The organism is Bartonella japonica (genome assembly GCF_040545385.1).
Lineage (GTDB): Bacteria > Pseudomonadota > Alphaproteobacteria > Rhizobiales > Rhizobiaceae > Bartonella > Bartonella japonica.
In genome coordinates this window covers 1-26,728 of record NZ_JBEPLT010000016.1, presented here as the reverse complement: position 1 = coordinate 26,728, position 26,728 = coordinate 1, and the positions used below count along the sequence as shown (strand labels likewise).

The window sequence follows — 26,728 nt, the reverse complement described above, 5'->3', positions numbered from 1 at the left end:
GAGGGTTTGTGATGAGAAAATCTTACTATATTCGGAGGTCTAATTCAATATGAATAACGACAAATTATCTATATAAATCAATGTGTTGAATTCCTTCAAAGGTAACAGGTACGAGTAATTTATATGTAATGCTTGCTGGTATTGTCATTTTTATAATCCTATATTTTCTTTATGTTCTGCTAATTGGTTAACGCCATTAAATTTCCTGATGAGATTGAGAACATCTATCTCAACGATTTCAACGTTTTTCTGAACATATTTGAAGTATTGCAATGTAAATGTCGCCGAGGAGGTCGCTTTGCTTCCAGGTTGCCACTCTGCCATTTCAAAACCTTTGCAGAGCCCTCTCATGGTAATGACAACACCTTCTGCAGGTGTGCCTTGGGCCTGCATTGAACTTCGTAATGAAATGTCAACATCAGTGCGTCCTAACAGTGTCATTAACTCCGGAGAGCAATCAGAAATGGTCATGGTAAGCGTGAGAGTTTCAAGACCAAGATCAATCTCAATGGAGGAGTCCATGCCGCCAGCACGATAACTTTCAACTACCAAATTTAAATTTGGTAGTGTTACGCTTTCACATTTTGCTTGATAGGGAATGCCGTCAACAAAAATGTTAAAATATTTTAAAACTCTTGGTAAAACTGGTATTGCCATTAAAAAATCTCCTCTAAATAATCATTCACAATACGTGAACGGAAAGTGATATGTTCTGCTGGTGTTGCTGGTGTGAACTCAACATTGAAATAAACTCTTCCATCTTCAATAGCGCTTGCTGTATTTAATCCTAGATCAGGAAAACAGCTCCCACCAAGAATGGCGCCTTGTGCTTTTAAATCACGCAAATAAGCATTGACGCTTTCACTCACATCATGCATGTAGGTCTTTCTGATATTGCGGTCGACGGCCCACAGATGCCCACGTAAAATGGCATCATTGATCATGTCTGCAGTTCTCACCACTGATAAAAAAGCAAATTTTGGATCGCTTGAAACAGTACGGTTGCCCCAGAGACGATAACCGTTTTCACGAATGATGGTTGTGATATTTTGCTCGTTGAGAAGGTTGGCGCGGCTTGATCTGTCACCAATGGAAAAATCAATCGGGCGTGCTACGCCCACAATACCATTGATCACTTTATTGGAAGGAGAATGCCAAAAACCATGTGTAAAATCTGTTTTGGCAATGACACCAGCAACGGCTGCACTTGCGGGCTGTTCTATAATTTTTCCATTATGATTCACCTGTACAAATGGATCAACCATGATGACACGCTTTGAGCTAAAGTCCCTTGCCGCGTCAAGAGCTGCTTCATCTGTACTGTTCGGTGCGTCTAATACCACAATGGCGCGTAGACGCTCTGCTATACCAATCAACTCTGCTGCGACAGGATTAGAGGTTGTCCTGATTATGGCTTTGGCTGTCGCACCAGTTCCATCACCATCAATTGTTACATTTGGGGCGGTTTGATAACCAGTGCCATTGTCAGTTATGTGAATATAATTTACTTTCCCATCATTTATGGAAGCTTCTGCTTTTGCATTACCTTCAATTTTAACACTTGCTTGGGTATAGCCGCTGCCTTGATTTATTACATCAATACGACTAACGACGGTAGGACGTTTATGTGTAAAGCCTGGAGCAATCAGAATGCGTGGTGTTTGTCCAAGAAGTGATTGTGCTCCAATGAAAGCATGAACCCCTTCATAAGCACCATCTGCGTTTACACCGCCCAAAACATTGGTTAATGTTTCGTTTTCATCTTTACCTTCTTCTACTCGCACAACAACAACAATGGCACCAACTTGCTTAAAAATAAGATCAAGAGCATTGGGTAATGTGCCTTTCCGCCTCCCTGTTGTATCCAGTTTAGCTGCTTGTGAAAATATGGCGAAAGAGCTTTCCATGGTTGAACGCAATGAGAAAGGACGACAAGCTCGTCGTTACTTTATTGAGTGTGAAAAGAAACTAAAAAGCCAAGCTGTTGATTATGACCGCGATACACGCTTTGATTTTCCAAAAGACTGGGATAAAATGTCTCCTACTAAAAAGGCTGTTTATATTTATGGACCTCTTCACATGCATCTTGTGAAAGCCTTTACGCTAGCAGATGAAAGCAAACATTATAAAAAGCTTGTTGAAGAAGCTAAGCGAGTTTTAGTAAGTCCAACTACAAAAATAGCTTAAACTTAAAAACTGATTTTATCTCCTCATCTTTTAGGTGGGGAGGTATGTATTCCTTTCTTAATGGCTCTGTTCCATTTGCACATCTACTTCACTAGCTGTTAGTGTTGGAATAGAAGAGACATCAATATCACGCTCTGCATGCCAAGCATCATAATTGGCTTGCATACGTAACCATATGGCAGCTCCATCACCAAACATTTTTCCAAGACAAGCAGAAATAGCAGGAGAAACTGGCTTTTTTGCCTTCAGGATATCATAAAGATGTTGGCGTGATATACCGAGCATCTGTGCAATTTCTAATTTTGTTTTGCCTGTTTCAGGAATAATATCTGCTAAAACTTCTCCTGGATGAGTAGGGCAGCGGTTTTTATCTCTTTGTGCAGGAATGTCATTCATAACTGTATCCTTAGTGATATTGTTCAAGATCAACACGGTAAGCATTACATGAGTCAAATTCAAAGGTAATACACCATGGTCCGTTAACGTGGACACTGTAACGAGTGGGTGAATATCCAATCAAAGAATGAAAGTTAAATCCTGGAAGATTCATATCTTCGGGTCTTTCAGAAAAATCTAAACGATCAAGACGAACCATAATACGTTTTACAAGTCTCTTATCAATCTTGGATGAATTTCCCGTTTTAAATAATTCTGCCAATGTTTTGCTTTTAAACGTTTTAATCATTCTTTTATATAGCATGAAAGACCATAAATGTCAACAAATAGCTTACAAAATTATCAATATCCTATTGGAAGACCTTATCGTCTAGACTTGATTATCTTTTTTCTTGTGGTTTATCCATAGGCTCTACAGAAGCGTCTCTCTCTACCGGTTTAGATGATGAGAGCTGTTTTGTGTTTTCTTCAACAATAGGAGGAGAGAACACACCATCTTTATAATACCAGCCAATTTGTGCTTCATTTGAAAGTATCGCTTCTCCATCAGAGTCGTGAACATAATCTTCTGATGCTACAATAATATTTGTTACTATACCATTTTCAACAACTGCATATTCCATGACATACTCCTAGATAAAAAATTTAAACAAGATCGCACCATTGCCGCCGCCACCGCCAACTTTACCTCCATTATTTCCATGGAAATAACCGCCGCCACCGCCGCCACCTGCCCCACTCCCTTGACCGCCTTCACCACCTCGACCACCTTCTTTGCTTTCGCCACCATAACTGCCTGCTCCATCATAAGCACTTCCACCGCCACCTCCAGCCCCCCCAAAAAAAGAGGTTCCACCGGAGCCACTTCCGCCATTCCCACCATTGCCACCATAAAAAATATAACCTCCAATGCCGCTATGACCATTGGAACTACTATTGCCACCGTTACCTCCTCTGACAGAAACCGTTCCGCCATCACCTCCAGCACCTCCACCGCCTCCAGCTCCACCAGATGCCCATATAATATCTTTAATCCCTGTTGATCCGCCTCCATAACTAACACTTCCAGCACTACCACCTCTACCGCCACTGCCGATTTGCGCTGTTGTTGATTTTTTAAGCTCAGAGACTTTTGTTTTCACACACACGCTTTGAGCTCCACCGCCACCGCCGCCGCCAAAATTATTTTGCTTGCTTACGCTCCCAGCTCCACCGCCGCCACCGCCACCCCATGCCCATACTTCGACTTCTGTATCATCGCTCACACCATCAGGAAATGGAATGGGTCCGCTTTCTTTCATAAGAATTTCGATAGGTTTTTTGGTTAATAAAGCTACTAATTGATCTATTTCACTTTTCGTATAATAGGTTGTCAGATCTTCATTAATTTTGGCTTGGAATTCGTCTAAACCTACAATATCTTCCGTTTTATGTTGGTGCGGACCTAACAATGATATCGCACTGCCGAAAGTAAATTTATTGTTGCTTGTTTTGTAGAGAATATAATTGTTAGCTGCATCTTGGGTGCCATCTACATCACTTAAATCAGAAAATGAAAAAATTCTATCCGCTGGCATTTTATCTTTGAGAGTTGCTTCAAGATCTGTAACATCACTTATGGCATGCCTATGTTGTACAGATGCTTTACCTTCTACTTTTTTCTCAATATCCGCTATTGCCTGATCAATTTTTCCCAAATTCTCCCGCAAGATTGGGAATTCAGAACTCATAAAACGTCCTTCTTTGGGCAATTCCATCTTTAGATTTTTTGTTTTTTCCATCTGTTTTCTCCCGTCACAATATGCCAGCGCCAAAATCACTTGCCATAGAACGTGCAGCCGGACCTCCGGTAAGTGTGAGTTTCAAGCGCGCTTGTTGTGCTTCATTATCGTCACTGGCAAATTTTTTCTCCACCCAAAGTGGATCCGTAAGTTGTTCTGTTTCCTCTAATTTAAGAGGGGTAAAACAGCCATCATCCAGTTGCATCTCTAGTGAGAAAGTGGATCCACCTGGCAAAAATGTTTTAATATAGCTGGTCAGACGCGCCTTTTCCCCAAAAGGAAAAGCACGAGTGATATAGGTTGCTGTTTGATGGATTTTTCCTCCAACCAATTGCACAGGAGCAAATAAAACGGGTGAGAGTTTCTCTGTGCCTTTGAGAATAGCACGAAGATGAACCTTTTCACTGATATATTCGGTAAGACTTAGCAATTGAAACGGCAAGAGCTGGTAAATTGTACCATTGTTACGTTCAATTTCAAAGATGACAGAACACTCACTCGAAGGCAATTCAATGGCTGCGCGTACTTGCAAATCAGAGCAATCAACAAGATCAAAACTGCCTAAATCGATGACCTTTTGTGTCTGTGCATAGCGTGCAGCGAGCACCCGAAATGCTAAAGCCTCATCTTGGTGGGCGGTCCATGTTTGCGCATTGACAGAAGAAAAGCGTGGTCCAGTCACATAAGGATGACTTGAAACAACTCTTTGCTTTTCCTTATCAAAATCTCCAAGCTTTGCCAGTGAAAGTGAATGATTAGCATCATCTGTTTTGACAACAAAAGCCGTAAGACGGTCATCAGAAACTAACAATGGCACATCATAGCGCGCTTTCGCCCATCCGGTTTTTGCCTCTTTCATAGAATAAAAGCTTTGTGCTTGAATATCGGCAGTAGGATAGCCGTTTTCAGTGGTGACCAAATCAATCACGAGATTGTTGGCAGGATCGCCAATTTTACAAAGATGAAAGTCAATGCCTGTTATTTGACGTGTTTCATCAGGAGTAAAGACTTGTGCTTGCGGATCAACTTGTGTCCATATCTTTACCGTTGTGGTACGCCGCATGACTTTTACATCAATCACACCTTGTCCTGTAAAAAGACCTGTTGCAACTGTGCCGCCTTTGCCTCGTGCTACAATGTTTTTTGTGCCTGCAGGAATGTTTTTAGGAATTGTAAAAGTGCCTTCAAGGACACCTTTGTTATCTGCAACAAGCTGACTCTTTGGTAAGACACTGACACCATCAAAAGTAAGGCTTTCTAAGATTTCTCCTTTGGCAAAACCTACAATTTTAAAACTAAGCGCAATTTGTCTTAGAAAATCAATTTGTTCTTGAGACGCGCTGATGAGTTCATCATTGACTTCCTTTTTACGAACACTGTTGCCAATGATCCGCCCCATATTCGAAGAAAAACCCATATTCAATTGATTAGTCACACCTGATAGCCAACTGGTACGCTGCTCATGCCAAAAATCTGTCGCGGGTGTCAGTGTAACCGTGCCAGGCAAAGATACAAAATTTTGATAAGGATTGATTCTTTCACAAGCTGTTGTCAATTCTTGCGCAATAATCACTTCATTTGTCCAATCAAGCGTGACAGGTGCTTTTAAAGGAGCTGTATAAAATGTTGGATCAATAGCAAGCTGCAAAACACCATTCCCTACAGCCCCTGTTTGTGAAAAACCTTCATCTCTGTAAGAATCATCAATAAAAGGATCGACAAACATGCCTTTTTTGGCAACAGGTTCTTTTGAATCAACATTGCTTTTAATCCGTTCTAACTGCATCAACCGGTCAAGAGAAAGCACCCGCTGAAAATAGCGCCACATCTCATCATAAGGAGCAACACGCGTGCCATCATTAACAACATAAGGTATTTCAAGCCAATTATTGCTAATAGTTGCAAGTGACAAAACATCTTCAGGAACGCTAGGTGCTACAGGATGATCTGCCGAAATTCCTTTGATATAGACTGCATTGCCATGTGTATTGAGACCAATACGATCGATACGAGGCAATTTGTAAGTATAACTAAGAATGATATCACCATCTTGCACTCCACCCGATACAGTGATTTCTTGTGCTGTTACCTTATCGGCGGAAATTTGTGCTCGATAACGATAAGTTACCTTATAGGCGCTCCCTACAACAGGTTCATCTCCCACGGGTGCCCAGTCAATGGTATCTCCGGTTTTTTTAAAATCCTTGCCTTCTTGAAATTCCTTATCGCCTTGAACAACTTTAATAAAAGAGGTGATACTCTTATCGGGAAGACCATCACGTCCTGATGCAACGGCACCACGAGTTATCGTGGCAGTTTTTTCCTTTGTAAGCAAAAGCGATTTTATCTCAGCAATAGGAGCATAATAGGTTTTAAAGCTAAAACTTGCTTCATCGTTTTTGGGTGAAAAAATATGCGTTTCGCTAGGAACTGTACTTTTAGAAAAATCCTCTGGTTCTTCATGTCTCCAAGCAGCAAGACGTTTGCGTTTAAAGCCATTGATATTGGCTTCTCCTTCCTGAATGCTAAACACCTGACAACCGTTATTTTGTCCCAAAGCTGTCACGCGGCAACCATTGACGATATAATGTCCATGAGCACGATCGTAAGTGGCAATGGCTTGCATCGCTGGTTCAAACAAGGAAGGAGATTTTTGATCAATAAGAACACCATCTTGCAAGATATAAACGGGAAAGAAAATACCACTCTGCCCATCATCTTTTAGCGCCCAAACAAGCTTTGCTACCTCACGTGCACCGCCTGGCTCTCCTTCTGCCAAAGTGCCCGGAATTTGTCCCAAAAGCTCCGGATCATCCTCATGTGTTATCCACTTTTTTTGAAGCTTCACACCAATTTCAATACGCCCAACCATGGAAACATTCTTGAGAACAGCTTTTGAAACTGGAAAAATATCCCCTGCAATATAAATCTTACCATCAGTTAAAACAACGCTTTGATGCTCTTTATGAACAAAAGCATCAGCACGTTCAACGCGGTCACCTTCTTTAGCAACAAGGCGTCCCAAACGGTCATGACGTCCTCGAATAATGGTTTGCATCTCATTCAGTTCACCACTTTGAATAAAAGGACGCGTCCCATAAAATACAACGCTTTGTTGTTCCTCTTTGCCAACTGATCTATCAATTGCAAAGGGTAAACCACTTTCATGCTTCATCTTAAAACCTCAATAAAATCTTGAATTGTTCACGAACATCAGCACGCAAAGGAATATTGACAGACGTTTTGATGATCTCCACCCCACCTTCCAGTTCATGAGCTCCAAGCCATAGCTTGCCGATCGGGACATCTTGTTTGGGAAAAGCATGAACAAGAATAGAAACAGAAGCGGCTTTGACACCGTCAACATTGTGAAAGTCTGTGCGTGCTGATAGAAACAATGCCGTCCCCATCATGGATAACTGAATTCGATTACCAGAATGGCTATAAACACCATCTAAAGCCTGTTCGACAGGCTGTATCGTATTACATCTTCGATAGCCAATCACAGCATTTTCGAAATCTCTTAACACGAGATAAAGTGTGCGGTTGCAAAACCACTTTGCCATCAACATATCACGCTCGTGCTTTTTGACAGAACACCATGGAAAGTTTGCCAACTCCCATGGATAATCAATCTCTTCCCAAGACAATTCTTCATTCACATTCTCAATCCAATTACCAATAAGCTTGCCTTCTTCTTCTGTGAGAACATGATTAATCTCTGTAGTGCGCCCAAAGGAAAATAAAGTATTCCCAGCTGTTATGCGCACACCGCTTTCATACTCCAGCATACTGTCATCAAGCTGCGACATATTGCCTTCGGCTGCTCCAACGTCGTAGCCCATGACACCACGACGAAAATCAGAACGCAAACTTTTGGAAAGATCTGTAATCGCTTCAACAGCTTCAAGCTGTGTTTGTTCAGGCAACTGATCAAAGTAGAGTTGAAAGGAATTCCACCATGCACGTTCTGTCCATGCAGGCGTAAAACGTGCTGTCATTTGGAGCCATTCGAGCCCCAACTCAATAGCAGAAAGAGAGCCGCGAGTATTTTGCCACACACGACCTTGATTAATCAAATCATAGAGGTTTGGGACATAAGGTGTAAGCTCTCCAAGACCGTACTCTTCAATTAACCACGGCAAAAAACGTGGTGGACGTGTAATCAGCTTAGCACGTGAAATTCCCAAAATAGAATCATCAATGTCTTGATGAAAATCGCAAGCATTGGCAAGACATTTTTCAAATTTTGTTGCATTTGTTGGAAGTAGCGAGCCAACCATTAGCGTGCACGTCCTTTGAAATTTAAGGTGATTTTCCCAAGTGCTAAAACTTCTTCATCATAAACCGTACTGTCTTGTGATGGTGTAATAGCTATGACTTTCTGAACACCAGATACCATCAACCTTGAAACCCACCACGATAAGCTTAATTCACGACCAATGGCTTGTTCTTGTTTCCACGCTGCTCTTAAATTTGCTTCCATTTGTGTGAGAATTTTCAATGACGTTTCGGGAAGCAACCAAACATCTGCCTCCAAATCTATGACTTTTTTGACAGCAGCGTGAACAATAATTGTATCATTGGTCATGATGATATTTTTTCTGTGAAGAGCCTGTGAAACTGTTTGTATGAGATCTTCCGATGCTGTTCCATCTTCGTTATTGCCAAAAAGAGCAACATAAATGGTGGGAGCTTTGCCTTTACGGTAAATAATTGCATCCTTAACACGGCTATCTGCCGATAAAGCTATAAGCTTGTAATACGGTTCCGTTCCACTCCCTTTTCCACTACGAGTATGAAGCTGAATGCGTTCACGATATCTCTCGTCACTTTCACCTTCCATGCGTTGAAGACCATGCCAATTTCCCAAAGCGTTTAGAGATTCTCCAATTGCAAAATCAAGAATGTTGTTACGGATTGCCTCGTTAATTCGTTGCCTTAAAAGAAGTTCTCGATAGCTAAAAGCTTCTATGACTTTTACTGCTGGATCGCTTTCTAAAAATGTATACTCAGGCAAAAGCTCTTTTAAATGGGCAAGAGCTGCTGCACGGATTTCCTCAAAAGAAATCTCTGTGATGATTTCCGGTTTTGCAAGCACTCTATTCATTTTATCAGTAATCCTTCCATGATAATGGGCTTACCTGATGGCAAATAAATACCTTCAAAAGAGAGAGAAACTTTCCCAACTTCAGGCATTTGAAAATCAATCTTTTTCAATTTAAAACGCGGTTCCCATTTATCTAAAGATTCAGCAATGGCGGCGTAAAGAGTAACGGCAAAGGCATCATTAACAGGGGCATCAATGATATCAACAACGCGTGAACCATAATCACGACGCATAACACGCGAACCAATCCGTGTTGACAAAATGTCAAGGATTGACTGCCGTAAATGATCAATACCGGATAGAGGCTGTCCCGTAGTGCGATCCATTCCACTGTTCACTTAGCACCTCCTGTCATCGATCCACCAGAATAAACACCGCCATGAACATGCGTTGCTCCTACATTGGTGCCATTATGGGTTAACCCACTTGAATGAAGTGAAATGCCACCACCAGCCTTCAAAGAAATGCTCCCATCTGCGCTTAAACTCAGATCACTTTCAGAAACAACCTTGATGCCATCAGGGGCTGTAACCTCTAGCCTACCACCCTCCCCTTTTAGTGATACACCATCAGAGATTGTCAGAATAAACTTTCCGCCTGATTTAATGTGAATTCCATAAGTGTTTTGTTCATCATCATATTCAAGTGTTGTTCCATCGGGGTAGATAATGCGGTGAATGCTGCCCTTATCAGCTGCTTGATTAGCATCTGTATGAATAGAGCCAACAATCACTCCTTGTGACAAATCTCCCGAGGACGAGATAACGACAACTTGCTCTCCAACATCACGTCCTTCATAAGAGCATGTTTTACCAGCACGAGCTTGTGTATCCGGAATCCAGTCACTGATAAGATTGCCACTTTTTATCCGATAACGCGCGTTTTTATGGTCAACATGGCTAATCTTTCCAACCACAACCATATTGGCCACACGTCTCTTTAGATCTGTAAGTTCTTTATCGCGAAGCTCTAACATGTGTTCCACCAACGACTTTATGATATTTATCTTTGTTGCTCGCACCTGTTTTTGGTTCAAAAGCTAAAAAAGGTTCAACAAGCCTTGCTGCAGCACAGTCCTCTTCGTTTGGAATATTGGTGTTATAAATGACTTCAAAGGTTAAAATTGCACCATGAAGTGCCAAAACACCATTATCACCAAAGGCAAAAGCAATATTTTGCAGGTTGCATGTCTCAACAGTGTTGTTAAGATTAGGATTGGCATAGAAAATCTCCTCAACTTCCCATGCTAATTGGTCTACAAAACGCGCTCCATCTTCGCATGTCGCATAGCACTCAATATCTACTGTTAATACGCGCCGCCTTACTCCATAATCATATCCATCTTTAATCGTTTCATTTTGCGTTGAGATATTAATTGCCGGCGTATTCTCAGGAAAAAAGTTGAAATCACGCATATTGAAAACATTATCACCAGCAACCGTCTTTGCTGCTTTCATCAACGCAACAAATGTTGCTCTTATCGTTTCTCGCGGATGCATGAGTGTTCCTGTTATTTAGCATTTATCCTTTTCTTTATATTGGTATCGTGTTATGATACGTAAAAGAACGAATAAAGGTGATTTGGTGATTGAATCTTTTGCGGATAAGCGATGTAAAGATCTTTTAGAAGGCAATCCGCCCAAAGGCTTTCCCACCACTCTAGTGCGTATAGCCCAAAGAAAATTGTTTATGCTCGATAAAGCGGTTGATCTCAAAGATTTGCGCAGTCCCCCAGGAAATCGTTTAGAAGCATTGAAAGGAGAACGGAAAGGTCAATATTCTATTCGTATTAATGACCAGTTTCGTATTTGTTTTGAATGGCGCTCTAATGGCGCCTATGAAGTTGAAATCGTAGATTATCATTGATCTGTAGGAGGTCGAGATGAAAAATTATATTGCTATTCATCCCGGAGAAATTTTACGAGAGGAATATTTAAAAGAATATGCTCTCTCTGCTTATGCTCTTGCAAAAGCATTAAATGTTCCACGCACGAGAATAGAACGTATTGTTGCTGAAAATAGTCCAGTGACTCCCGATACTGCTCTCAGATTAGCCTATTTTTTTGATACTACTGCTGAATTTTGGCTTAACATGCAAGCTGCTTATGACGTTAGTATATTACAAACTGAAAAAGCAGACGAATTTGCCAAAATCAATAAATTTGAATGTAGGGTTTAATACCTCCCCATTTTAAGAACGGGGAGGGGAATTATGTTTTTAAGCTAAGCAGCTTTTACAATAGGACTTTCCAAAGTAGGAGTATAAGCTTGCAATAACGGATTCATGCTATGCGGTAGTTCTGAAGTTCCAAAACCTGTAAGAACTGCAAGAATCTTTGTAATATTTGGCACTTCATCTTGAAGTTTTAAAATCAAAGCTTTTTCCACCACACCCATGATGTCAACCAGAGCACTACAATTTTTGTCATCTACATATTCACAATTTACAAACTGAAACAACGCTATCCATAAATCGCATAAGAAGTTAGTATCTACCTTCATTGCACACCTCCATGGATTTGTTCTCTCAAACAAGCCAATCCTCTGGATGTGATTTTCGTTGAAGGCAGCACCTTTTCTGTACCATCTGGTCTTTGAATGGTAATAGCAGGGCAATCCATGAATCCTTTCTTAATTTTGTCTTGATAAGGTAACAGAGGCGCCCCTGGAGCACGTCGATACACCCAGTCATGTTTACGCAAATAATCGGTTAAATCTTTTGGTCGTACCTCTAACATCTTTGCTGCTTCTATCAAACCGAACAAACCATCAGAGCGTTTTAAACCTTCCAAAGCTTCTGCTTTTGGTGCTAATTTAGCAATGGTGTTATCCTTTTGCTCTATTTGGCTTTGTAAGTGATTCAAGACACCAAGCAATGCTTCCGGTTTGGAGTAGTCGACTTGTGATGCAGCTATCTGTGGGGTTGCTACTTGTTTCAAAAGCCGTTCGCATTTGATAAAGTATTGACGTGCTTCATGCCCTTTATCATTACGCTCTATCATCGAAAGATGTTTAGCCATGTCTAACGCAATGTGGTATTCTTTTACCTTTCCACCGCTTACTAAATTTTTAGTAAGCGTTATAAAGTTTATATTTTCCTGAAATTTACATTCTTTAATGCGATTTTTAATCCAATCATTAAAGCGAGCTTTTATTTCTAAAAACGTATGTAAATCACGTGCGTTAACAGTTTGAACAGTTTCCTGATCAATAACCTGTTCTCTAATTTCTATAAGAGTATTCATAATGAATTCCTTGTTGATAGATGTTTCTTAATGACACTCAATTAAAGAGTGCCGGGTGCTAAGAAACACGGCAACAAGCCCGTCGTTATGCTTTCCCCCGAAAGGGTATTTTATGGCATAACCACACCCGACAAGACCAGTATACGCCATACGCATATAATGAGTCAAAGCCTTTACAATGTGCGGAAGAATGATTATTTCGGCAACCAATCCGCTTGTTGTTTTAAGGTGTTTCTTAGGCACCTGATTCGATTATTCATACTCCTATCATAATGTCAAGCAATAACATCACTTTTTTCTAAATTATATAAGTACGTCTTTACTTTATTTGTCGACTCACTTTAAATTTCCACTTTACTTTTTTGTTTATAGCGGAGGGGATGGTAATGCTGGATACCCTTGATACAATTGCAATGATCACGTGCTTGTTATCATTGCCAGTGATGATTGTCGGACTCGTTTTAGTATGCATAAAGAAATGGCGGAAAAACGGACTGAAAACTCTTGGTATTGGAGTTCTATTATTTCTCGGTTCTGCGATAGTAGGTGGTTTTGTACACAAAAACAAACCAAATCAAATTACACACAATAATGAAATTGTTACCTCCTCCTCGACTTCGTCAATAGATGTTGCTACTCAAAACGAAAGCATGACTCAGGCATCATCTGAGAATACCGATAAGCAAGTTACCCCCACTCAAGTTAACAAACCAGACAAAGATGATGGATTAGGCTTTTGGGGATGGTTTTGGTTAATCTTCATTGCGTTTTTTGCGTTGTCGATTTTTGCTTATTGGAAAGATAAACGCAAAAAACTTTCTGAAAATAAAGTTCCAGAACAAGTCTCAGTATCGCCCCCTCATTCTTCTTCTGATTTCTCGATCGTTAATAAAACGTCGCCAGCATTTAAAAAGGAACAACTCGAAAAGGGGATAAAGATCTTTCTCCTTTGTGCTCTATTGATTGGAGGAATTTTAGCAATAATAAGTATTTCACCGTGGTTATTAGTGCCTTTTCTTATTGTTTTAATTTGTATTCTCATTGTTTATCATGAAACAAAAAAGGAAAAAAGCTTTGAACAAGAAGTTGCGATGTTACAACCAGATATCCCTCCCTTTGATTTTTCTGAAGCATGTGAAATGTTTCAAGAACTTGATGCAAGTGAGTATGATTATCGCTTAGCACGCAATGAAAAACTGTTGGGAGTTCAAGAAAATACTAGATTCATTGATGGTAGAAAGAACAAGTGGGATGGACGTCTTTTGGTAACAAATCAGGCTATTGTGTTTGAAAGCCCTGAAAAGAATGAACGAACCACTTGGACACGAATTGCATCAGTAGCTATAACATATCAAGGATGCCAAATCAGTCGCCGTACCGGTGTACCATGGAATTACGAATTTACTGCTACTCCCGGATTTGCTGCAGTGGTTAGAGCTCTTGGGCGCCCTTATTGATTTTTAAACACACCAAATAAAGATGCTTCATTGTTGTTTCTGTTCTCGCAAGATAAGCTTATACATACCGGATTCAGAGGCTTGGACATCTGTGACAACAAAGTGCTCTTGAGAGGGGGCTTTGTTGTTTTCAGGAGAGAGGACCACAATACTATCTTGAGGTTTTGGTGGTATTCCCCCGATATCATTGATACAAAGATCAAGTTCCTTTCTTGGTATCGTCGTTGAAATTCTGCCACCAGCTTCCGATTCTGAATGCTTAATGCCGTAAATCGCTGTAACCCGAAACGATTGTTGATTATCCTTTCGTGTGTAGATAATGGGCTGCCCAAAAGTATTCCGCACCTCCTTAACCATTTGGTTTAGCAGCCCATGCCATCGCATGTTATTTCGCTCCAATCACTGCTTTAAACAGCATTTCAGGGCGCGTGCAAATGTAAAGCGGATAGCTGTATACCTCAACCCATGCATTATTATCGCGATCAACGATGAGCGTAGTATAAAGGGGCTTTCCAACCGTGTTGGCAAAATCCAAGTTTTCGCCAGGAGAAAAGGTTTTTTGGAATACGCCCGAGGCATTCGCAGGAAAGAATTGACATTCATCAGGCTTAATGCCTATAGCGCGCTTTGTTCCAGCCTTCGCACTTACATTATAGTTGTGAATGCTGCGATAATTAATAAAAGTGACGCCAGCAAAATCAAAACTACCAAAGCTGCCCGAACCAATAGCACTTGGTGTTGTAACACCTCCTGCGCTATTAAGTGTCTGTATTAGAGCTGTGTTTAAATAGGTTTCCCGAATTGTTTTATGGTTTTTCAATTTGGAAAAGAATTCATTGCCACAAAGCCCAATAATGCGTGAACGATCAGAAAATGCTCCTTTTGAAGCTTCAATCATCTTCATAATGACTTGATCAACATGATCAGCAACATTGGTTGTTTCATCATTCAGTTTGAAGTCAATCGGTTTTGGTGGTGTAATTTCCCATTCCTTGTACCAATCGACAATAACAGAGCCATCCGCATCAAGAACAACACCTTGAATAGCACCAAGCTGCATATTCTCCCATATCAATTCGATTTCAGAAATCAGTTTCTTTTGTTTTCTAGCAATATATTTCATTGCCGTCTCTAACTGATCTTCCGTTCCAAATTCACGCCGGTCTTGGATTTCTTCTGATTTCACCGTATCACCTTTGGCAATCCGTGTTGTTTTGAAAAACCGAAGACGCCCATCTCTATCACCTTCTGCTAAAGGTGCCCCGCGTTCACTGATCTGAATCAATGTCAATGTATTGTCACGTCTCTCAATACCAACCACTGTGGTGCTTGTTTCAACTTCCTCAAAAAGATCAAGAGAACTAATGAGACCTGGTTGAAATTCATAGTTTTCAATAGCTTTCATCATGGTGATTGATGAGAAAGCATCGTGTTTAAAAAAATTCATATCCATGTGCATATTCTCCTATCGCAATAGAATCTTGTTATTGTCTTCTAAAGACTGAATAGCTGCCTTCTTCTGCTCATCTGTGATAGCATCTGACCATAGCAGTTCAGAAGCTTTTACAGTGCATAAGCGTGCAGTAATCACGGCACGTTGATCTGCCTGTGTCGCATCAACAGTAGCAAAAGAAATACCAGCAGGAATTTGACTGCCATCCGATGCCGCTGGATTAAGGGGGGTATATTTTTCTGATTCTGTAATTTTCCCCATGACAGTTCCTGCTTCAATGAATGCTCCTGATGCAAAAACCACTTCTTCGTTTGACATATCCCTATCGTACGGACCTAGATAGGCGCCATTGCGCACGTCGTCATAAATAATATTGCTCACTTTATTGCCCTCCAAGCTTTTTCCCATTTTGCATTGATTTTTGCCCTGCTCGTTCCATCACTGTGAGGAACCGTGGGTGATAATTTTAAAGATGAACTTTTTGAAGCTGCTGCTGCTAAAACAATATTTTTTGCTTTCTCAACTTTCATGCCGCTTTTAATTGCTTTTGCTGCATCAAAAGAAACGCCTAAACGCTTTGCTTGCTTTTCAAGGTTTGTCAGTGCTCCAGCACGTATTCTTTCCTTTTCAAGAGCAGCTTTTACGCTTTCCTGCTTGTCTTCGGTGTCCTCATCTTCACCTTCCTCTTCATCATCGAAGTCTTCGGTGTCTTCCGTGTCTGCGTCAATGTCGCTTTCGTCTTCATCTTCTTCGTCTTCATTGATGATGTCGACAATCTTTTCATCTTCATTTTCTTCGGCGCGGTATCTTGTGCGTGCCATGTGTTTTCTCCTTCTTTTGTTGATATTGAAGTTTGTGATATGGAATCCGTTAAGGCTTCCAAAGACTGCGCAAGAGTTCCCTGCGCATCTGCTAATCCAAGCGTGACAGCTTGGGCGCCTATAAAAGTTTCTGCTTTTGTGTCACGAATTGCGGCGGCATTCAGAGATCTGTTTTGTGCAACTAAATCAACAAACATTTCGTAGAGTAGAGCGCAATCGGCTTGCATTTTTATCTGTGCTGTATCAGCTAACGGCTCATGAGAATTGCCATGAACTTTGTGATCACCTTCAAAAACAAAGGTCCATTTAAGTCCGTGTTTTTCATCTGCACGTGATTGGTCAAGATGAGCGCAAACGACCCCTATCGAACCAACAACACCTGTGCGTGCAATCCAAATTTGAGAAGCAGAACAAGCAATGGCATAAGCTGCAGAACAAGCAAACTCATTGGCATGCGCCCAAATAGGCTTGGCGTATTGTTTTGAGAGAGTTTGAAATTCTTCAACCAAATCAAATACACCACCAGCTTCTCCTCCACCGCTGTCAATATCGAGCAAGACAGCATGAACATCAGGTTGTGCAATGGCTTCACGAAAAGAAGCTGCCAAGCCTTCATAAGAAGTGAGACCAGACAAAGCTCCAATCCATGCACCACGACGAACAAGCGTGCCATGAACCGGTAGGATAGCAACATTATTTTGCACCACATAAGTTTCGGGGGGTCTAAAAGACTCTGCCTCTCTCTGCGAAAAAGAACCTATGGGAAACTTTTCTCCAGCAAAAATACGTGGTGCAAGTGCATTGAGAATAACATCAAGCTTTGTGGAAGCAAGCATATGAGGAACACCAAAAAGCCGTGATGCCAAAAACGGCATATCAAGATTATTCGCCATTTGCGCGCTCCTTGCCACCTTGGTCGCTTGTGTCATCGTCAGAAGAATCTGAATCTTCAGAATCGATCACTTGATTGGCAACAGATGGGGCTACCGCATAGTTAGTATCAAAAGATAAGCCTCGCGCACGAGCATCATTGTTCTCTTCCTCAAGTTCAGCATGAATACTATCAATATCAAAGCCACGTTCAGCAAGAGCCATACGTCGTGTTTTCAAACCAGCACGTATTTCTTCTTTTTCCGCTGAGATATCTTTAATAGGATCAATCATTTCAAGAGGTGGTGCAAAGCTTTCACATTGAATCCATTGCAAAGAATTTTCTTCCCATCTCGGTAAATTCAAGCAGCCAGCGAGAACTGCCATTTCAACAAAGCGCTCCCAAACAACGCGGTTAAACTGAAAGGCAATGACATGTTCACGCCATTGTTTGACGTGCCGTCTAAACTGAATGATGGAGGTTCGCACATTGGAAAAATTGCCGCGCGTAACGTCTCCAGTAACAACGGCATAAGGCATATTGAGTGCTGCACAAATTTTCAAGATATTGCGAAATTGAAAAGCCTCATAAGAGCCACCAACCTCAACAGGATTTGAGAATGTAACCTCTTTATTCTCTCCTAAATAAAGAGATGCACCGGGCGCAATGACAGGCGCTTTGTATTCTTCTTCAACGTTGTTTTTATCACGATTATCGGATAATTTTTCGACGTTTGGTGAATTGTCCTTAATAAACACCGCGAAAAGAGCCGCCGTCCTTTTTCGATCAAGCTCCGCATCATCATAGGATTCGAGTTGAAAGATCTTTGTCATACTGCGTGTTATTTTAGGAGAACCGCGCAATTGTCCGGCAATACGACGCTCTTTGATATGAATGACCATTTCAGCAGGTACGCGCACACGTTCTTGGCTGCTAAAGTCTACATTTGAAGGGCAGTCATCATAGGGGTGATATTGCCAAAAATGATAAGCAACACGCTTGCCACTCGAATTAAACTCTATACCCATCCGAATGTAATTGCCTTCAATCTCAGCTGGTCCATTGTAGGTAAGATCGAGCATTTCAGTAGGATAAACTTGCAATTGAAGAGGAACACCAGAACGTCCATAAAGGTCGACATAATGCATTCTTACAAAGCATTCACCAGTCAAAAAAACTTCTCGTGCAATGGTTGCTTGAAGTCCATAAAAATTGGCATCTTCATCATAATCCGCCTCGTCAACCCATTGCCACCATAAATCTAAAATCTTTTTCTTCTCTTCTTGAAAACCTTCAATCCGAGGATAAGGTTTAATCCCATCGCTCACAGTTGCGGAAACCCATTCTTCAGTCGCAGAACCGTAAAGAGCTTCATTGTCATAAAGCCATCTTGAACGTGCAACAATGGTATCGCCACATTCTTCAATCGCTTTATTGATATGTTTTTTTGCAGGATCAAAACCACCCATTCGACGGCTTTTACTTGCAGCTTCAAAATGAGGACTATGATAATCAGGACTTTTAAAAAAGTCTTTGATTTTATTGATAAAACCAGCCATTAATAGCCTCGTGATATATTCAAATAAAAGATCTGCGAACACTTACGCCCTTCGAGATCTGCTATTTCTCTATTCAGCATCTCAAGAGCTTTGCGAAGATCCTCAACAGAGCGATTGCTTACTTGCTTATCGCCATGGCGTACCGATTGTGCTCCAGAATAAAGAGCTTCCTCAATTTGCTCGCGCCGCTTTTTTAAACTTTCAAGTCTCTCAACTTTACTGTTAAATTGCTCTAAAGTTTTATCCACAAATCACCTCCAATCCCCTCGCATATAAGGGTTCATCACCGTTCTAGATTGTTTTCTTTGAGGTTGTGCTGTCTGAGATCTTCTCGGAGAAGTAAGTGAAGAAATCCTAGGTGTTTTTTCTTCCAAAGAGCTTTCAGCAATTCTAAGTTTTTCCAAACGCTCTTCTAAGATATCGACTTCTCGATCAAGGTTTATTCCAGACGAAATTAAACCTTGTAAAGCAGCGTAAGCATAGACCCTACAATCCAAGGCTTCATTTCTTGCCTTTTCACTTTTTTGCCATTCAATCCGCTTAAAGCCTTTAAAATATTTGATGACTTTTCTTTCTGCGGTCAGTTGATCAAAATATTCTCGATCAAGGTTCTTGTGAAAGTGCGTTGCACCGGCACCTGATGCTTCAGGTCCTGACTTTTTAAACCGTGCCGTGATAATATCCTTCGCTGCATCAACACCAACAATATAGAGATTAATCTGTCCCTTATTGTTTCTGCTTGGACGGCTTGGCCATACCGCACGCCACCCCGCTTGTCCTTTAATACCCCAGATACGCCTTCCTTCACGAGGACGCACATAATTGTAAACCGATTGTGTGTGTCCGCCACCAGTATTAATACAAGCAGCTGTTATCCTGATGCCATCTTTGTAGCCCCCATGCTCCCAGCGTCTTGCAAGATATTCATCCAACTGATCCCACACTTCAAAAGAAGACGGATCACCAGGAATTATATGATAATCAATATTCCAGCTTTCTTCACCGCGCCCCCACCCTACAACCTCAAGCTCTAATCGGTCATTTTGAACATCAATACCAGCTGTCAGCAACACGGCTTGTGGTGGTGCAATAGGATAATCTTCACGTTTTGCATAGAGGCTATCTGTATCAATAACTTCACCGCTTCTATCCTCCCACGGTTCTCCAAGAACTGTATTCACAAAAGGCTGCAGAAGTGCTGGATCATCCTTAGCATTTAAAAACTCTCGCGCGCACTCCCCCCAAGTAAGCCAAGGAGAATAGAGCGCCGAAATATGGTAAGAACGCAAATTCGGTCTACTCGACTCACTCGTAGCTACCCAACATGCGCCACTTTCCTCACACATTAAATCCGTTTTTCGGTGTTCAGCGTGTTCATGACCACAATGAGCACAAACAAAAACAGCCTTTTCAGGGGCGCCTTTTGGCCATTTAATTTGTGACCAAACAATTGGCTGTAAAACACCGCACCCATCACAAGGAACATTGTAATATCTTTGATCACCAAGTACAAAATCCTTAGCAATACGGCTTGTGTCACGGTGGGTCGGTGTGGACAATTTAAAAATCTTTCTCTGCACAAAGGTCGAGGTACGCTTCTCGGCTATCGTCACTGGATCACCTTCGTTATCAACACTGAGAGGATAGGCATCAACCTCATCTAAAATCAGATAACGAATAGGCATAGAGCGCAAACCAGCAGCACTATTAGCTCCTGTAAGCATCAATGCTCCACCAGCAAACTCTTTCGAAAACATTGTATTGCCACTATCGCGTGCACGCGCAGGAGCAATGCGTTCACTTAAAGCAGGACTTGCTACAATCATTGGATCAAGACGCGTCTTTGACAATTTCTTCGCTGTATCAACGGTTGGCATGACATAAAGCGCAGGTCCTGGACTGTAATGAATAGCATAACCGCAGAAGTTCAATCCTGCTTCTGACATTCCAACTTGAGCTCCTTTCATGACAATTGTTGTTTCGATAGGCTCGTAAGAAGAAAGATTATCCATGATTTCGCGCAAATAAGGAGTGCGCGTCGTCCTCCAAAGACCGGGCTCAGAGCTGGCTACGGTGCTAAGGTATCTATTCTTATCTGACCACTGAGAAACAGTATATGGTGGGTCAGGTTGTCGCGCGTCATTGGCATTAGCAAAAAATTCTTCAACTGCATTTTCATACATTATTCGTTTCTTGTAACTTCTCTAACTCTGAAAAATGTGATTCATGAAAAGGCACTGGAATATTAACTGCCTCAAGCAAAGCTGTTCTCATGTAATAATCAATAGCACCTATAAGGCTAGCAGCATCGCATCCAACTTGTGCGGCAATACTTGCACCAAAACGATGAGGAAAATTTAACATAGCATCACGGTGTGCTCTGCCAAACTCACGTGCCGCTTTTTTCATTTCCTCGCGATCAACAGTAGTATTCCGCAAGCGTTCAAGAGCAATCTTCTCGCTTTCAAGAGCAACTTGCATTCGCTCCAGTTTTATCTTGTATTCGTTGGCTCCTTCTATAGAAACTTGTTTGATCTTTGTCCGAGCTTGCCCATCAGGTGCTAAAAATGGAGCTGGTCGTTTCGTGGGATTCTCATTCCAGATAGCTGTTGCAACGGCTTCATTAACAGAACCATCTTCAAAAAGAGCAGCATCAAACTTCCCTGTCTTAAATCGAGAAACAACCGCATTAGGTGAAACATGCATCTTTTTCGCAAAGGCTCGAAGCGATAGACCTTGACGCCCCTTCCTATTCATTGTTGCTCCTTGCTTTCTTCTCTGTCCTAAGAAGTAAGAATTTACGACGTTACAAATAATTGACAATCGGGTATAATCGGGTATATATTCCGGTATGCAAACAGATACACTCCAAATTACACAAGAATTGTTGGCTCTCATTACTGAGATTGATGAGTTCAAAGGTACTTGGCGTGCTTTTGGTACTCTTTCTCCTGAGCGATTAAATGCTCTTCGTCATATTGCTACTGTTGAAAGTATTGGATCTTCCACACGTATTGAAGGAAGCAAATTAACAGACCGTGAGATTGAACAGCTTTTAGCAAATTTAGAGATTAAACGTTTTAAGAGTCGTGATGAACAAGAAGTTATCGGTTATGCCAAGGTTATGGAAACAATTTTTCAATCTTGGAGTGATATTCCCATTACAGAAAATCATATCAAACAACTTCATCGTGATCTTTTATGCTATAGTAATAAAGATGAACGACATCGAGGTGAATATAAGACCTCACGTAATGATGTAGCAGCTTTTAATTCTCAAGGAAAAATGGTTGGTATCGTTTTTGAAACAGCTACACCATTTGATACACCGTATCGAATGCAAGAGCTTATTACTTGGTTCAATAAGACTAGTGAATTAAAAGATCTTCACCCTTTACTTACGATTGCTATTTTTAATGTCACTTTTTTAGCTATTCATCCTTTTCAAGATGGAAACGGACGTTTAAGCCGTATCTTAACTACCTTACTTTTATTACAAAAAGGTTATGTTTATGTACCATATTCATCACTTGAAAGTGTTATTGAAAATAATAAAGAAAGCTATTACTTAGCTTTAAATCAGACTCAAAAAACAATTTATACTAAAACACCCAATTGGGAACCTTGGATATTCTTTTTTTTACGTGCTCTACAAAAACAAAAACGCCAATTAGAAATAAAAATAGAGAGTGAAAAAAATGCTCTTTTTTCCTTATCTGAATTGGCTCTTAATATCCTTGATTATGTGCGTAATCACGGACGTGTTACAACCCGTGATATGGTGCGTGAAGTTGGTGCAAGTCCCAATACACTTAAAGTAACCTTTACATCATTAGTTGAAAAAGGTCTTTTGATACGTCATGGTGGTGGGCGATCAACTTGGTATAGCTTACCTTAATTTTTATTGCCTTTAAAGCACCTCCCCATTTTTGAGAACAGGGAGGGAATCATGTTTTAAGTTTAAGCTACTTTTACGACAGATCTTTCTAAAACCTGTTTTGCTTCTTCAATGAGTGTTTTATACTGTTTGCTCTCTTCTATTAATGTAAAGGCTTTCACAAGATGCATGTGAAGAGGTCCATAAATATAAACAGCCTTTTTAGTAGGAGACATTTTATCCCAGTCTTTTGGGAAGCGTTAAAATATAGTCCTTTCCCTCTTCAAATGCATACTGATCAATGCGATTCGTAATCCAAGTAGCAAAACGTTTTCTTATTGCCAAAAACGTATGTAAATCACGTGCATTAACAGTTTGAAAAGTTTCCTGATCAATGATCTGTTCTTTAATTTCTATAAGTGTATTCATTGTACACCTCCGTGAATTTGCTCTCTCAAACATGCCAATCCTCTAGAGGTGATTTTCGTTGAAGGCAGCACCTTCTCTGTACCATCCGGTCTTTGGATAGTGATAGCAGGGCAATCCATAAAGCTTTTCTTTATTTTGTCCTGATAAGGTAACAGAGGCGCCCCTCCCTTGATAAAGGCATGAGGTAAGATTTCACTTTTTCCAAACATTTTGTAAGTCACACCGCGTTTTGTTTCTTTTGCTTGAAAAAATTTAAGAGGGATCGGTGTTCCTGAACCAATGATATCTGTCTCAAGAAACTTTGCTGTTGCCTTTTCTTTAATATAAACACCTTTCTTAACACGCTTTGATTTAGCTGAGGTAACTTCGGAAACTTGCGTTTCAGTAAAGCGTTTAACTTGTTTTGCTGTGATATTTAGAGCATTACGCAAAGCCCAATTAAGGCGTGGTGCTTGAAGATTAGTGAAGGTATCCTTCACTTGTTGAAGATACCATTTTTGATGGATAATTAACTTCAACTTCTAAGCTTTTTTTGAGGTTTGTGTTGACGTTTTGGAAGCTTTATATTCTTTTGGTTTTTCGAGTGAGGTTTCCTCTATCACTGGTTCAGATGGTATTTGATCGAGTTCTTTTTCTACCTGCTTAATTTGTTCAACTGCCTTGTCAGGTTTTGTTGTTGTAACGTCAACAAAAGGTTTTGCAGCATTGGCGCGTTTGAGACGCGCATAGACTTGATTGGAAATCTCAACAAATGGATTATTTGGTGTTGAAGTTTCAAAACGAATAATATTCTTGTTATCGCCAACAACACACATTGGCTTAGTAATGACAGCTTTCATTATAGCTCCTTTTAAGACGTCATTTAATGACATCATTGGTCAATTAATCATTTTTTTATCTGAAAAAACAAAACAGCCAGTTTTACGCGGAAAACCGGGCTTTTAAGCCACATTAAAAGCTTGATATTCTACTGAATTTTTGGGGATATTTTTGGATTTTAGATACAACACGACTAGTGCCGTGCTGTCATTAAATACTATTTTTCATATTCTGTCAACAAAAAAAATCATGATATTATGTTTTTTTTATTTTTATCCTATAAATACTTTTAGGAGTATTAATTTTTATTGCTATACGGATATAGCATTGATCAAATTTATTTGGACAATTCTCTAACGATCAAAATATTTATTAAGCATTTTCTTAAAAAAACTGAGAGCGTTTTTTCATATCTAATCGTCCACGCCAAGCTCTCTCCTCACCTCTTCAGAACTATAAAAAGTAGTCTCTCCTCTTCGAACGCGTTCTCTTACCTGTGAAGCTAAATAATAATCCTCCGCTTCCTCTATTCCTCGTTCAATAATCTCACGCAAATAAAAAGACTTTGTACGTCCTGTCTTAACAGCTAAATTATTCAAACGTGTTTCGAGATCACTTGGCAACCGAATAGATATCGTCATAACGCAATCCTTATCTTTGTATTCACTGTAATACAAATACAACAAACTGTACAGAAAAATGTTTCACGTCATATTGCAAAAAATTACATAAAGTATTTACCATTTAGTTTTTCTATCAAAATATTTTTTGGAGACATTTAGAGCAATTCGTAGTGAACTCACAAGATGAGGTAGCATTTGATTTTCTTAAGATATCTGATCTGAAAGACTGGATCCTACATACATATGATTGGTTAACTAAAGATTGTCACAACCTTCGCCAATACCTCATTCATAATAGCTGTTGGCAAACTTTCTACTTTACGCCCATTGCGCACCACCAAATCGAGAACACGAGGCTGATCGCAACGAATGACCCCCCTAGTTCTTGTACCCGTAAGCAGCACTGCAAATCCAATACGGCGAACAAAATTTCCACCGCTTGTGATTGGCAAAATAACTGGTAAACCTGTTGCTTGATTAAAATCATCAGGAGAAACAATGACAACAGGACGATACCCACGCTGCTCTCGTCCTTGGATTGGTTCCAAATCTACCATATAGATGTCACCACGCCTCATATAAGCTCGCCCCCTACAGCAGAGGAATCAACCCACTCACGGTCTTCAGGTGATTGTGGTTGCGAATAATCGGAGGCAGCTAATAACTCAGCCATTGTGTATCGCGGCTGAACTGATGGTCCTACGACAAGACAACCATTATCAATAACCAAACCAACTTCGGTATTTTCAGTCAAGTGAAGAATATCAAGCAATGCAGGCGGTATAGAAAGCATCACGGATCCTCCAACTTTACGTAATTTTGTTGTGTGCATAAAACGCCCTCTCTAATATTATATAAAAATATAACATTCTAAAGCCCATAATTCAATAGCTTGTATGCTTTTGTGTAAAATATTTAAGAAGCACATTTAGAGCAACTCGTAGTGAAGGTACAAGATGAGGTAGCATTTGATCTTCTATAACGAGGTACTGTAATGCTGCAGAAAGGTTATACTGTCCATAGAGACACTGTGCTTCTTTTAGTGCCTCTTGCATGTTGATAAACTGCTCTGTTGCTATCTGTACCCATTTCTCTCTTGCATCGTCATTAGAAGTTATAGGTATTTCATCATAAACAGCACCAAGCAATCCTTTTGCACAAAGGTAATTGTTTTTCACTTCAATATATTGTTGCGCAGCGCCATATTGCTCTTGTGTTATTATACCTTTCAAATAAAGCCGCCCTATGTAGGTACCAGCGAGCGGATTTTTTGCATCTTGTAGTGTTAAACCAAAGCGCTTTGCACGCATTTCAATCGCCAATTGATCCACAGGTTCACGCAGTGTTTTTGCTCTTGAGATGCGACCATTTGGTTCTCTGACACGTCCTTTAATCCGTGGACGCCCTCTCTTCTTTTTATTTTTTTTCACAAATAACCTCAGATACCTGTTTAACGTTTTCCCAAATTTCCTCTGAGTTTGACCGTGTTTCTCCACCCAAAATCACTACAAATAACAGCAACACTACTGATATCCCAAGGGCTGGTATTTTTTTCCAATCATCATCATTATTTATTATCCATACGGAGACAAATATCAGTACTCCAACTAGAAAGCCTGCCAATAGATCACAGCCTCTCTCAATGAGAGCATTATGTTGTAATGATTTTATTTCGTGCTCTGTAATAGTATAGTTATAAACTGGCTTGGATTTACAGATTGCACTAAAGGTATGGAGCGGCGGCTTATCAGACATTTAAACACCTTCTGTTTAAAAAGGAATAGCATCATTCATAACGGTATGGGGCGTATTAAGAGGTCTATGAAAGTTTCTATCATTAGAAGATGACTGCTCTTGATCATCATCATTTTTGCTATCTAACAGCTTTAAGTCGCCTTTGAATTGTGGCAACACAATCTCTGTTGAATATCGATCATGACCGTTCTTATCTTGCCATTTACGGGTTTGTAATTTTCCCTCTACATAAACCTTTGAACCTTTACTGAGATACTGAAGAGCTATTTTTGCTAGATGCGGATTAAAGACCACAACCGAATGCCATTCTGTTTTGTCTACTTTTTGATTGGTAGCCTTGTCTGT

The 26,728-nt window shown here is 40.4% G+C and carries 37 protein-coding genes and 1 pseudogene; 5 read left to right on the top strand and 33 right to left on the bottom strand.

Annotation, left to right across the window (positions count from 1 at the left end; genetic code table 11):
• Window positions 1–150 precede the first annotated feature (150 nt).
• Both ABID39_RS06710 and ABID39_RS06705 read right to left on the bottom strand, forming a co-directional pair.
• Window positions 151–657, bottom strand: coding sequence for a phage major tail tube protein (locus tag ABID39_RS06710; RefSeq protein WP_354187251.1), 507 nt, complete (start codon window positions 655–657; stop codon window positions 151–153).
• Complete coding sequence (locus tag ABID39_RS06705) at window positions 657–1,907, bottom strand: phage tail sheath subtilisin-like domain-containing protein (protein ID WP_354187249.1); 1,251 nt, start codon at window positions 1,905–1,907, stop codon at window positions 657–659. Before ABID39_RS06705 ends, ABID39_RS06710 begins: the two co-directional genes overlap by 1 nt.
• On the opposite strand from ABID39_RS06705, the pseudogene ABID39_RS06700 reads away from it, so the two are divergent.
• Window positions 1,885–2,187, top strand: a pseudogene (locus tag ABID39_RS06700) (phage antirepressor Ant); the annotation flags it as partial. The gene ABID39_RS06705 and the pseudogene ABID39_RS06700 overlap by 23 nt on opposite strands.
• A gap of 57 nt (window positions 2,188–2,244) precedes the next feature.
• Here ABID39_RS06700 and ABID39_RS06695 read toward each other — a convergent pair.
• The 10 genes from ABID39_RS06695 to ABID39_RS06650 all read right to left on the bottom strand — a co-directional run bounded on the left by ABID39_RS06695 (window position 2,245) and on the right by ABID39_RS06650 (window position 10,973).
• Entirely contained in the window at window positions 2,245–2,583 is a 339-nt protein-coding gene (locus tag ABID39_RS06695; protein WP_354187247.1) for a HigA family addiction module antitoxin, read from the bottom strand.
• 10 nt (window positions 2,584–2,593) lie between these two features.
• The gene (locus ABID39_RS06690; protein WP_354187245.1) at window positions 2,594–2,872 is read right to left on the bottom strand and encodes a type II toxin-antitoxin system RelE/ParE family toxin; all 279 of its coding nucleotides are present in this window, start codon (window positions 2,870–2,872) and stop codon (window positions 2,594–2,596) included.
• A gap of 91 nt (window positions 2,873–2,963) precedes the next feature.
• Window positions 2,964–3,206, bottom strand: coding sequence for a hypothetical protein (locus ABID39_RS06685; RefSeq protein WP_354187243.1), 243 nt, complete (start codon window positions 3,204–3,206; stop codon window positions 2,964–2,966).
• A 9-nt stretch (window positions 3,207–3,215) separates the two neighbouring features.
• Window positions 3,216–4,364, bottom strand: a complete 1,149-nt coding sequence (locus ABID39_RS06680; protein ID WP_354187241.1) for a Bgr_08870 family protein — start codon at window positions 4,362–4,364, stop codon at window positions 3,216–3,218.
• 13 nt (window positions 4,365–4,377) lie between these two features.
• Window positions 4,378–7,539 (bottom strand): DUF4815 domain-containing protein, encoded by a 3,162-nt coding sequence (locus ABID39_RS06675; RefSeq protein ID WP_354187239.1) that lies wholly within the window; start codon window positions 7,537–7,539, stop codon window positions 4,378–4,380.
• A 1-nt stretch (window position 7,540) separates the two neighbouring features.
• Window positions 7,541–8,647 carry a phage tail protein gene (locus ABID39_RS06670; RefSeq protein ID WP_354187237.1) on the bottom strand — a complete coding sequence of 369 codons (1,107 nt, stop codon included), beginning with the start codon at window positions 8,645–8,647 and terminating at the stop codon, window positions 7,541–7,543.
• Window positions 8,647–9,474, bottom strand: a complete 828-nt coding sequence (locus ABID39_RS06665) for a baseplate J/gp47 family protein (RefSeq protein WP_354187235.1) — start codon at window positions 9,472–9,474, stop codon at window positions 8,647–8,649. Before ABID39_RS06665 ends, ABID39_RS06670 begins: the two co-directional genes overlap by 1 nt.
• On the bottom strand, window positions 9,471–9,812 hold the full coding sequence (locus ABID39_RS06660; protein WP_354187233.1) for a GPW/gp25 family protein: 342 nt from the start codon (window positions 9,810–9,812) through the stop codon (window positions 9,471–9,473). The genes ABID39_RS06665 and ABID39_RS06660 overlap by 4 nt, the downstream gene beginning before the upstream one ends.
• Window positions 9,809–10,450, bottom strand: a complete 642-nt coding sequence (locus ABID39_RS06655) for a phage baseplate assembly protein V (protein WP_354187231.1) — start codon at window positions 10,448–10,450, stop codon at window positions 9,809–9,811. Before ABID39_RS06655 ends, ABID39_RS06660 begins: the two co-directional genes overlap by 4 nt.
• Entirely contained in the window at window positions 10,431–10,973 is a 543-nt protein-coding gene (locus tag ABID39_RS06650) for a hypothetical protein (RefSeq protein ID WP_354187229.1), read from the bottom strand. Before ABID39_RS06650 ends, ABID39_RS06655 begins: the two co-directional genes overlap by 20 nt.
• 52 nt (window positions 10,974–11,025) lie before the next feature.
• On the opposite strand from ABID39_RS06650, the gene ABID39_RS06645 reads away from it, so the two are divergent.
• Both ABID39_RS06645 and ABID39_RS06640 read left to right on the top strand, forming a co-directional pair.
• Window positions 11,026–11,340, top strand: a complete 315-nt coding sequence (locus tag ABID39_RS06645) for a type II toxin-antitoxin system RelE/ParE family toxin (RefSeq protein ID WP_354187227.1) — start codon at window positions 11,026–11,028, stop codon at window positions 11,338–11,340.
• Between the two features lie 16 nt (window positions 11,341–11,356).
• The gene (locus ABID39_RS06640) at window positions 11,357–11,653 is read left to right on the top strand and encodes a HigA family addiction module antitoxin (protein WP_004861504.1); all 297 of its coding nucleotides are present in this window, start codon (window positions 11,357–11,359) and stop codon (window positions 11,651–11,653) included.
• 44 nt (window positions 11,654–11,697) lie between these two features.
• Here the strand turns inward: ABID39_RS06640 and ABID39_RS06635 are convergent, their stop codons facing one another.
• Genes ABID39_RS06635 through ABID39_RS06625 form a run of 3 tightly spaced genes read right to left on the bottom strand, consistent with a single transcriptional unit; the run spans window position 11,698 to window position 12,962 of the window.
• Window positions 11,698–11,976 carry a hypothetical protein gene (locus ABID39_RS06635; RefSeq protein ID WP_354187224.1) on the bottom strand — a complete coding sequence of 93 codons (279 nt, stop codon included), beginning with the start codon at window positions 11,974–11,976 and terminating at the stop codon, window positions 11,698–11,700.
• Window positions 11,973–12,719, bottom strand: coding sequence for an antA/AntB antirepressor family protein (locus ABID39_RS06630; protein WP_354187222.1), 747 nt, complete (start codon window positions 12,717–12,719; stop codon window positions 11,973–11,975). The genes ABID39_RS06635 and ABID39_RS06630 overlap by 4 nt, the downstream gene beginning before the upstream one ends.
• Window positions 12,720–12,746: 27 nt before the next feature.
• On the bottom strand, window positions 12,747–12,962 hold the full coding sequence (locus ABID39_RS06625) for a hypothetical protein (protein ID WP_354187220.1): 216 nt from the start codon (window positions 12,960–12,962) through the stop codon (window positions 12,747–12,749).
• Window positions 12,963–13,105: 143 nt separating this feature from the next.
• Between ABID39_RS06625 and ABID39_RS06620 the strand changes: the two genes are divergently transcribed.
• Window positions 13,106–14,176: a hypothetical protein gene (locus ABID39_RS06620; RefSeq protein ID WP_354187218.1), complete on the top strand. Its 1,071-nt coding sequence runs from the start codon at window positions 13,106–13,108 to the stop codon at window positions 14,174–14,176.
• Between the two features lie 27 nt (window positions 14,177–14,203).
• Here ABID39_RS06620 and ABID39_RS06615 read toward each other — a convergent pair whose 3' ends face one another.
• The 8 genes from ABID39_RS06615 to ABID39_RS06580 all read right to left on the bottom strand — a co-directional run bounded on the left by ABID39_RS06615 (window position 14,204) and on the right by ABID39_RS06580 (window position 21,637).
• Complete coding sequence (locus ABID39_RS06615) at window positions 14,204–14,560, bottom strand: head-tail joining protein (protein ID WP_354187216.1); 357 nt, start codon at window positions 14,558–14,560, stop codon at window positions 14,204–14,206.
• Between the two features lies 1 nt (window position 14,561).
• On the bottom strand, window positions 14,562–15,629 hold the full coding sequence (locus ABID39_RS06610) for a major capsid protein (RefSeq protein ID WP_354187214.1): 1,068 nt from the start codon (window positions 15,627–15,629) through the stop codon (window positions 14,562–14,564).
• A 12-nt stretch (window positions 15,630–15,641) separates the two neighbouring features.
• Window positions 15,642–16,010, bottom strand: coding sequence for a head decoration protein (locus ABID39_RS06605; RefSeq protein ID WP_354187212.1), 369 nt, complete (start codon window positions 16,008–16,010; stop codon window positions 15,642–15,644).
• A 259-nt stretch (window positions 16,011–16,269) separates the two neighbouring features.
• Window positions 16,270–17,343, bottom strand: a complete 1,074-nt coding sequence (locus tag ABID39_RS06600) for a S49 family peptidase (RefSeq protein WP_354187210.1) — start codon at window positions 17,341–17,343, stop codon at window positions 16,270–16,272.
• Window positions 17,333–18,880: a phage portal protein gene (locus tag ABID39_RS06595; RefSeq protein WP_354187208.1), complete on the bottom strand. Its 1,548-nt coding sequence runs from the start codon at window positions 18,878–18,880 to the stop codon at window positions 17,333–17,335. Before ABID39_RS06595 ends, ABID39_RS06600 begins: the two co-directional genes overlap by 11 nt.
• Window positions 18,880–19,128, bottom strand: a complete 249-nt coding sequence (locus tag ABID39_RS06590) for a phage head-tail joining protein (protein WP_354187206.1) — start codon at window positions 19,126–19,128, stop codon at window positions 18,880–18,882. Before ABID39_RS06590 ends, ABID39_RS06595 begins: the two co-directional genes overlap by 1 nt.
• A 3-nt stretch (window positions 19,129–19,131) precedes the next feature.
• Window positions 19,132–21,063: a phage terminase large subunit family protein gene (locus tag ABID39_RS06585; RefSeq protein WP_354187204.1), complete on the bottom strand. Its 1,932-nt coding sequence runs from the start codon at window positions 21,061–21,063 to the stop codon at window positions 19,132–19,134.
• Complete coding sequence (locus tag ABID39_RS06580) at window positions 21,056–21,637, bottom strand: hypothetical protein (protein WP_354187202.1); 582 nt, start codon at window positions 21,635–21,637, stop codon at window positions 21,056–21,058. The genes ABID39_RS06585 and ABID39_RS06580 overlap by 8 nt, the downstream gene beginning before the upstream one ends.
• 94 nt (window positions 21,638–21,731) lie before the next feature.
• Between ABID39_RS06580 and ABID39_RS06575 the strand changes: the two genes are divergently transcribed.
• On the top strand, window positions 21,732–22,778 hold the full coding sequence (locus ABID39_RS06575; RefSeq protein ID WP_354187200.1) for a Fic family protein: 1,047 nt from the start codon (window positions 21,732–21,734) through the stop codon (window positions 22,776–22,778).
• Between the two features lie 62 nt (window positions 22,779–22,840).
• Here the strand turns inward: ABID39_RS06575 and ABID39_RS07935 are convergent, their stop codons facing one another.
• From ABID39_RS07935 to ssb, 10 genes are all read right to left on the bottom strand, one after another.
• A complete protein-coding gene (locus ABID39_RS07935) occupies window positions 22,841–22,993 on the bottom strand; it encodes a hypothetical protein (RefSeq protein ID WP_435521310.1) in 153 nt (50 codons plus the stop codon).
• A gap of 1 nt (window position 22,994) precedes the next feature.
• Window positions 22,995–23,186, bottom strand: coding sequence for an antA/AntB antirepressor family protein (locus tag ABID39_RS07930; RefSeq protein ID WP_435521309.1), 192 nt, complete (start codon window positions 23,184–23,186; stop codon window positions 22,995–22,997).
• On the bottom strand, window positions 23,183–23,704 hold the full coding sequence (locus tag ABID39_RS06565) for a phage antirepressor KilAC domain-containing protein (protein WP_354187198.1): 522 nt from the start codon (window positions 23,702–23,704) through the stop codon (window positions 23,183–23,185). Before ABID39_RS06565 ends, ABID39_RS07930 begins: the two co-directional genes overlap by 4 nt.
• Before the next feature lie 3 nt (window positions 23,705–23,707).
• Window positions 23,708–24,025: a hypothetical protein gene (locus tag ABID39_RS06560; protein WP_354187196.1), complete on the bottom strand. Its 318-nt coding sequence runs from the start codon at window positions 24,023–24,025 to the stop codon at window positions 23,708–23,710.
• 393 nt (window positions 24,026–24,418) lie between these two features.
• The gene (gene relB, locus ABID39_RS06555; RefSeq protein ID WP_354187194.1) at window positions 24,419–24,646 is read right to left on the bottom strand and encodes a type II toxin-antitoxin system RelB family antitoxin; all 228 of its coding nucleotides are present in this window, start codon (window positions 24,644–24,646) and stop codon (window positions 24,419–24,421) included.
• A gap of 233 nt (window positions 24,647–24,879) precedes the next feature.
• Window positions 24,880–25,206 carry a type II toxin-antitoxin system PemK/MazF family toxin gene (locus ABID39_RS06550; RefSeq protein WP_354187192.1) on the bottom strand — a complete coding sequence of 109 codons (327 nt, stop codon included), beginning with the start codon at window positions 25,204–25,206 and terminating at the stop codon, window positions 24,880–24,882.
• On the bottom strand, window positions 25,203–25,460 hold the full coding sequence (locus ABID39_RS06545) for an AbrB/MazE/SpoVT family DNA-binding domain-containing protein (protein WP_354187190.1): 258 nt from the start codon (window positions 25,458–25,460) through the stop codon (window positions 25,203–25,205). Before ABID39_RS06545 ends, ABID39_RS06550 begins: the two co-directional genes overlap by 4 nt.
• Before the next feature lie 52 nt (window positions 25,461–25,512).
• Window positions 25,513–26,058, bottom strand: coding sequence for a hypothetical protein (locus ABID39_RS06540; RefSeq protein ID WP_354187188.1), 546 nt, complete (start codon window positions 26,056–26,058; stop codon window positions 25,513–25,515).
• The gene (locus tag ABID39_RS06535) at window positions 26,045–26,383 is read right to left on the bottom strand and encodes a hypothetical protein (protein WP_354187186.1); all 339 of its coding nucleotides are present in this window, start codon (window positions 26,381–26,383) and stop codon (window positions 26,045–26,047) included. Before ABID39_RS06535 ends, ABID39_RS06540 begins: the two co-directional genes overlap by 14 nt.
• A 15-nt stretch (window positions 26,384–26,398) precedes the next feature.
• Window positions 26,399–26,728: single-stranded DNA-binding protein (ssb, locus tag ABID39_RS06530; protein ID WP_354187184.1), on the bottom strand; the 330-nt coding region annotated here is incomplete at its 5' end.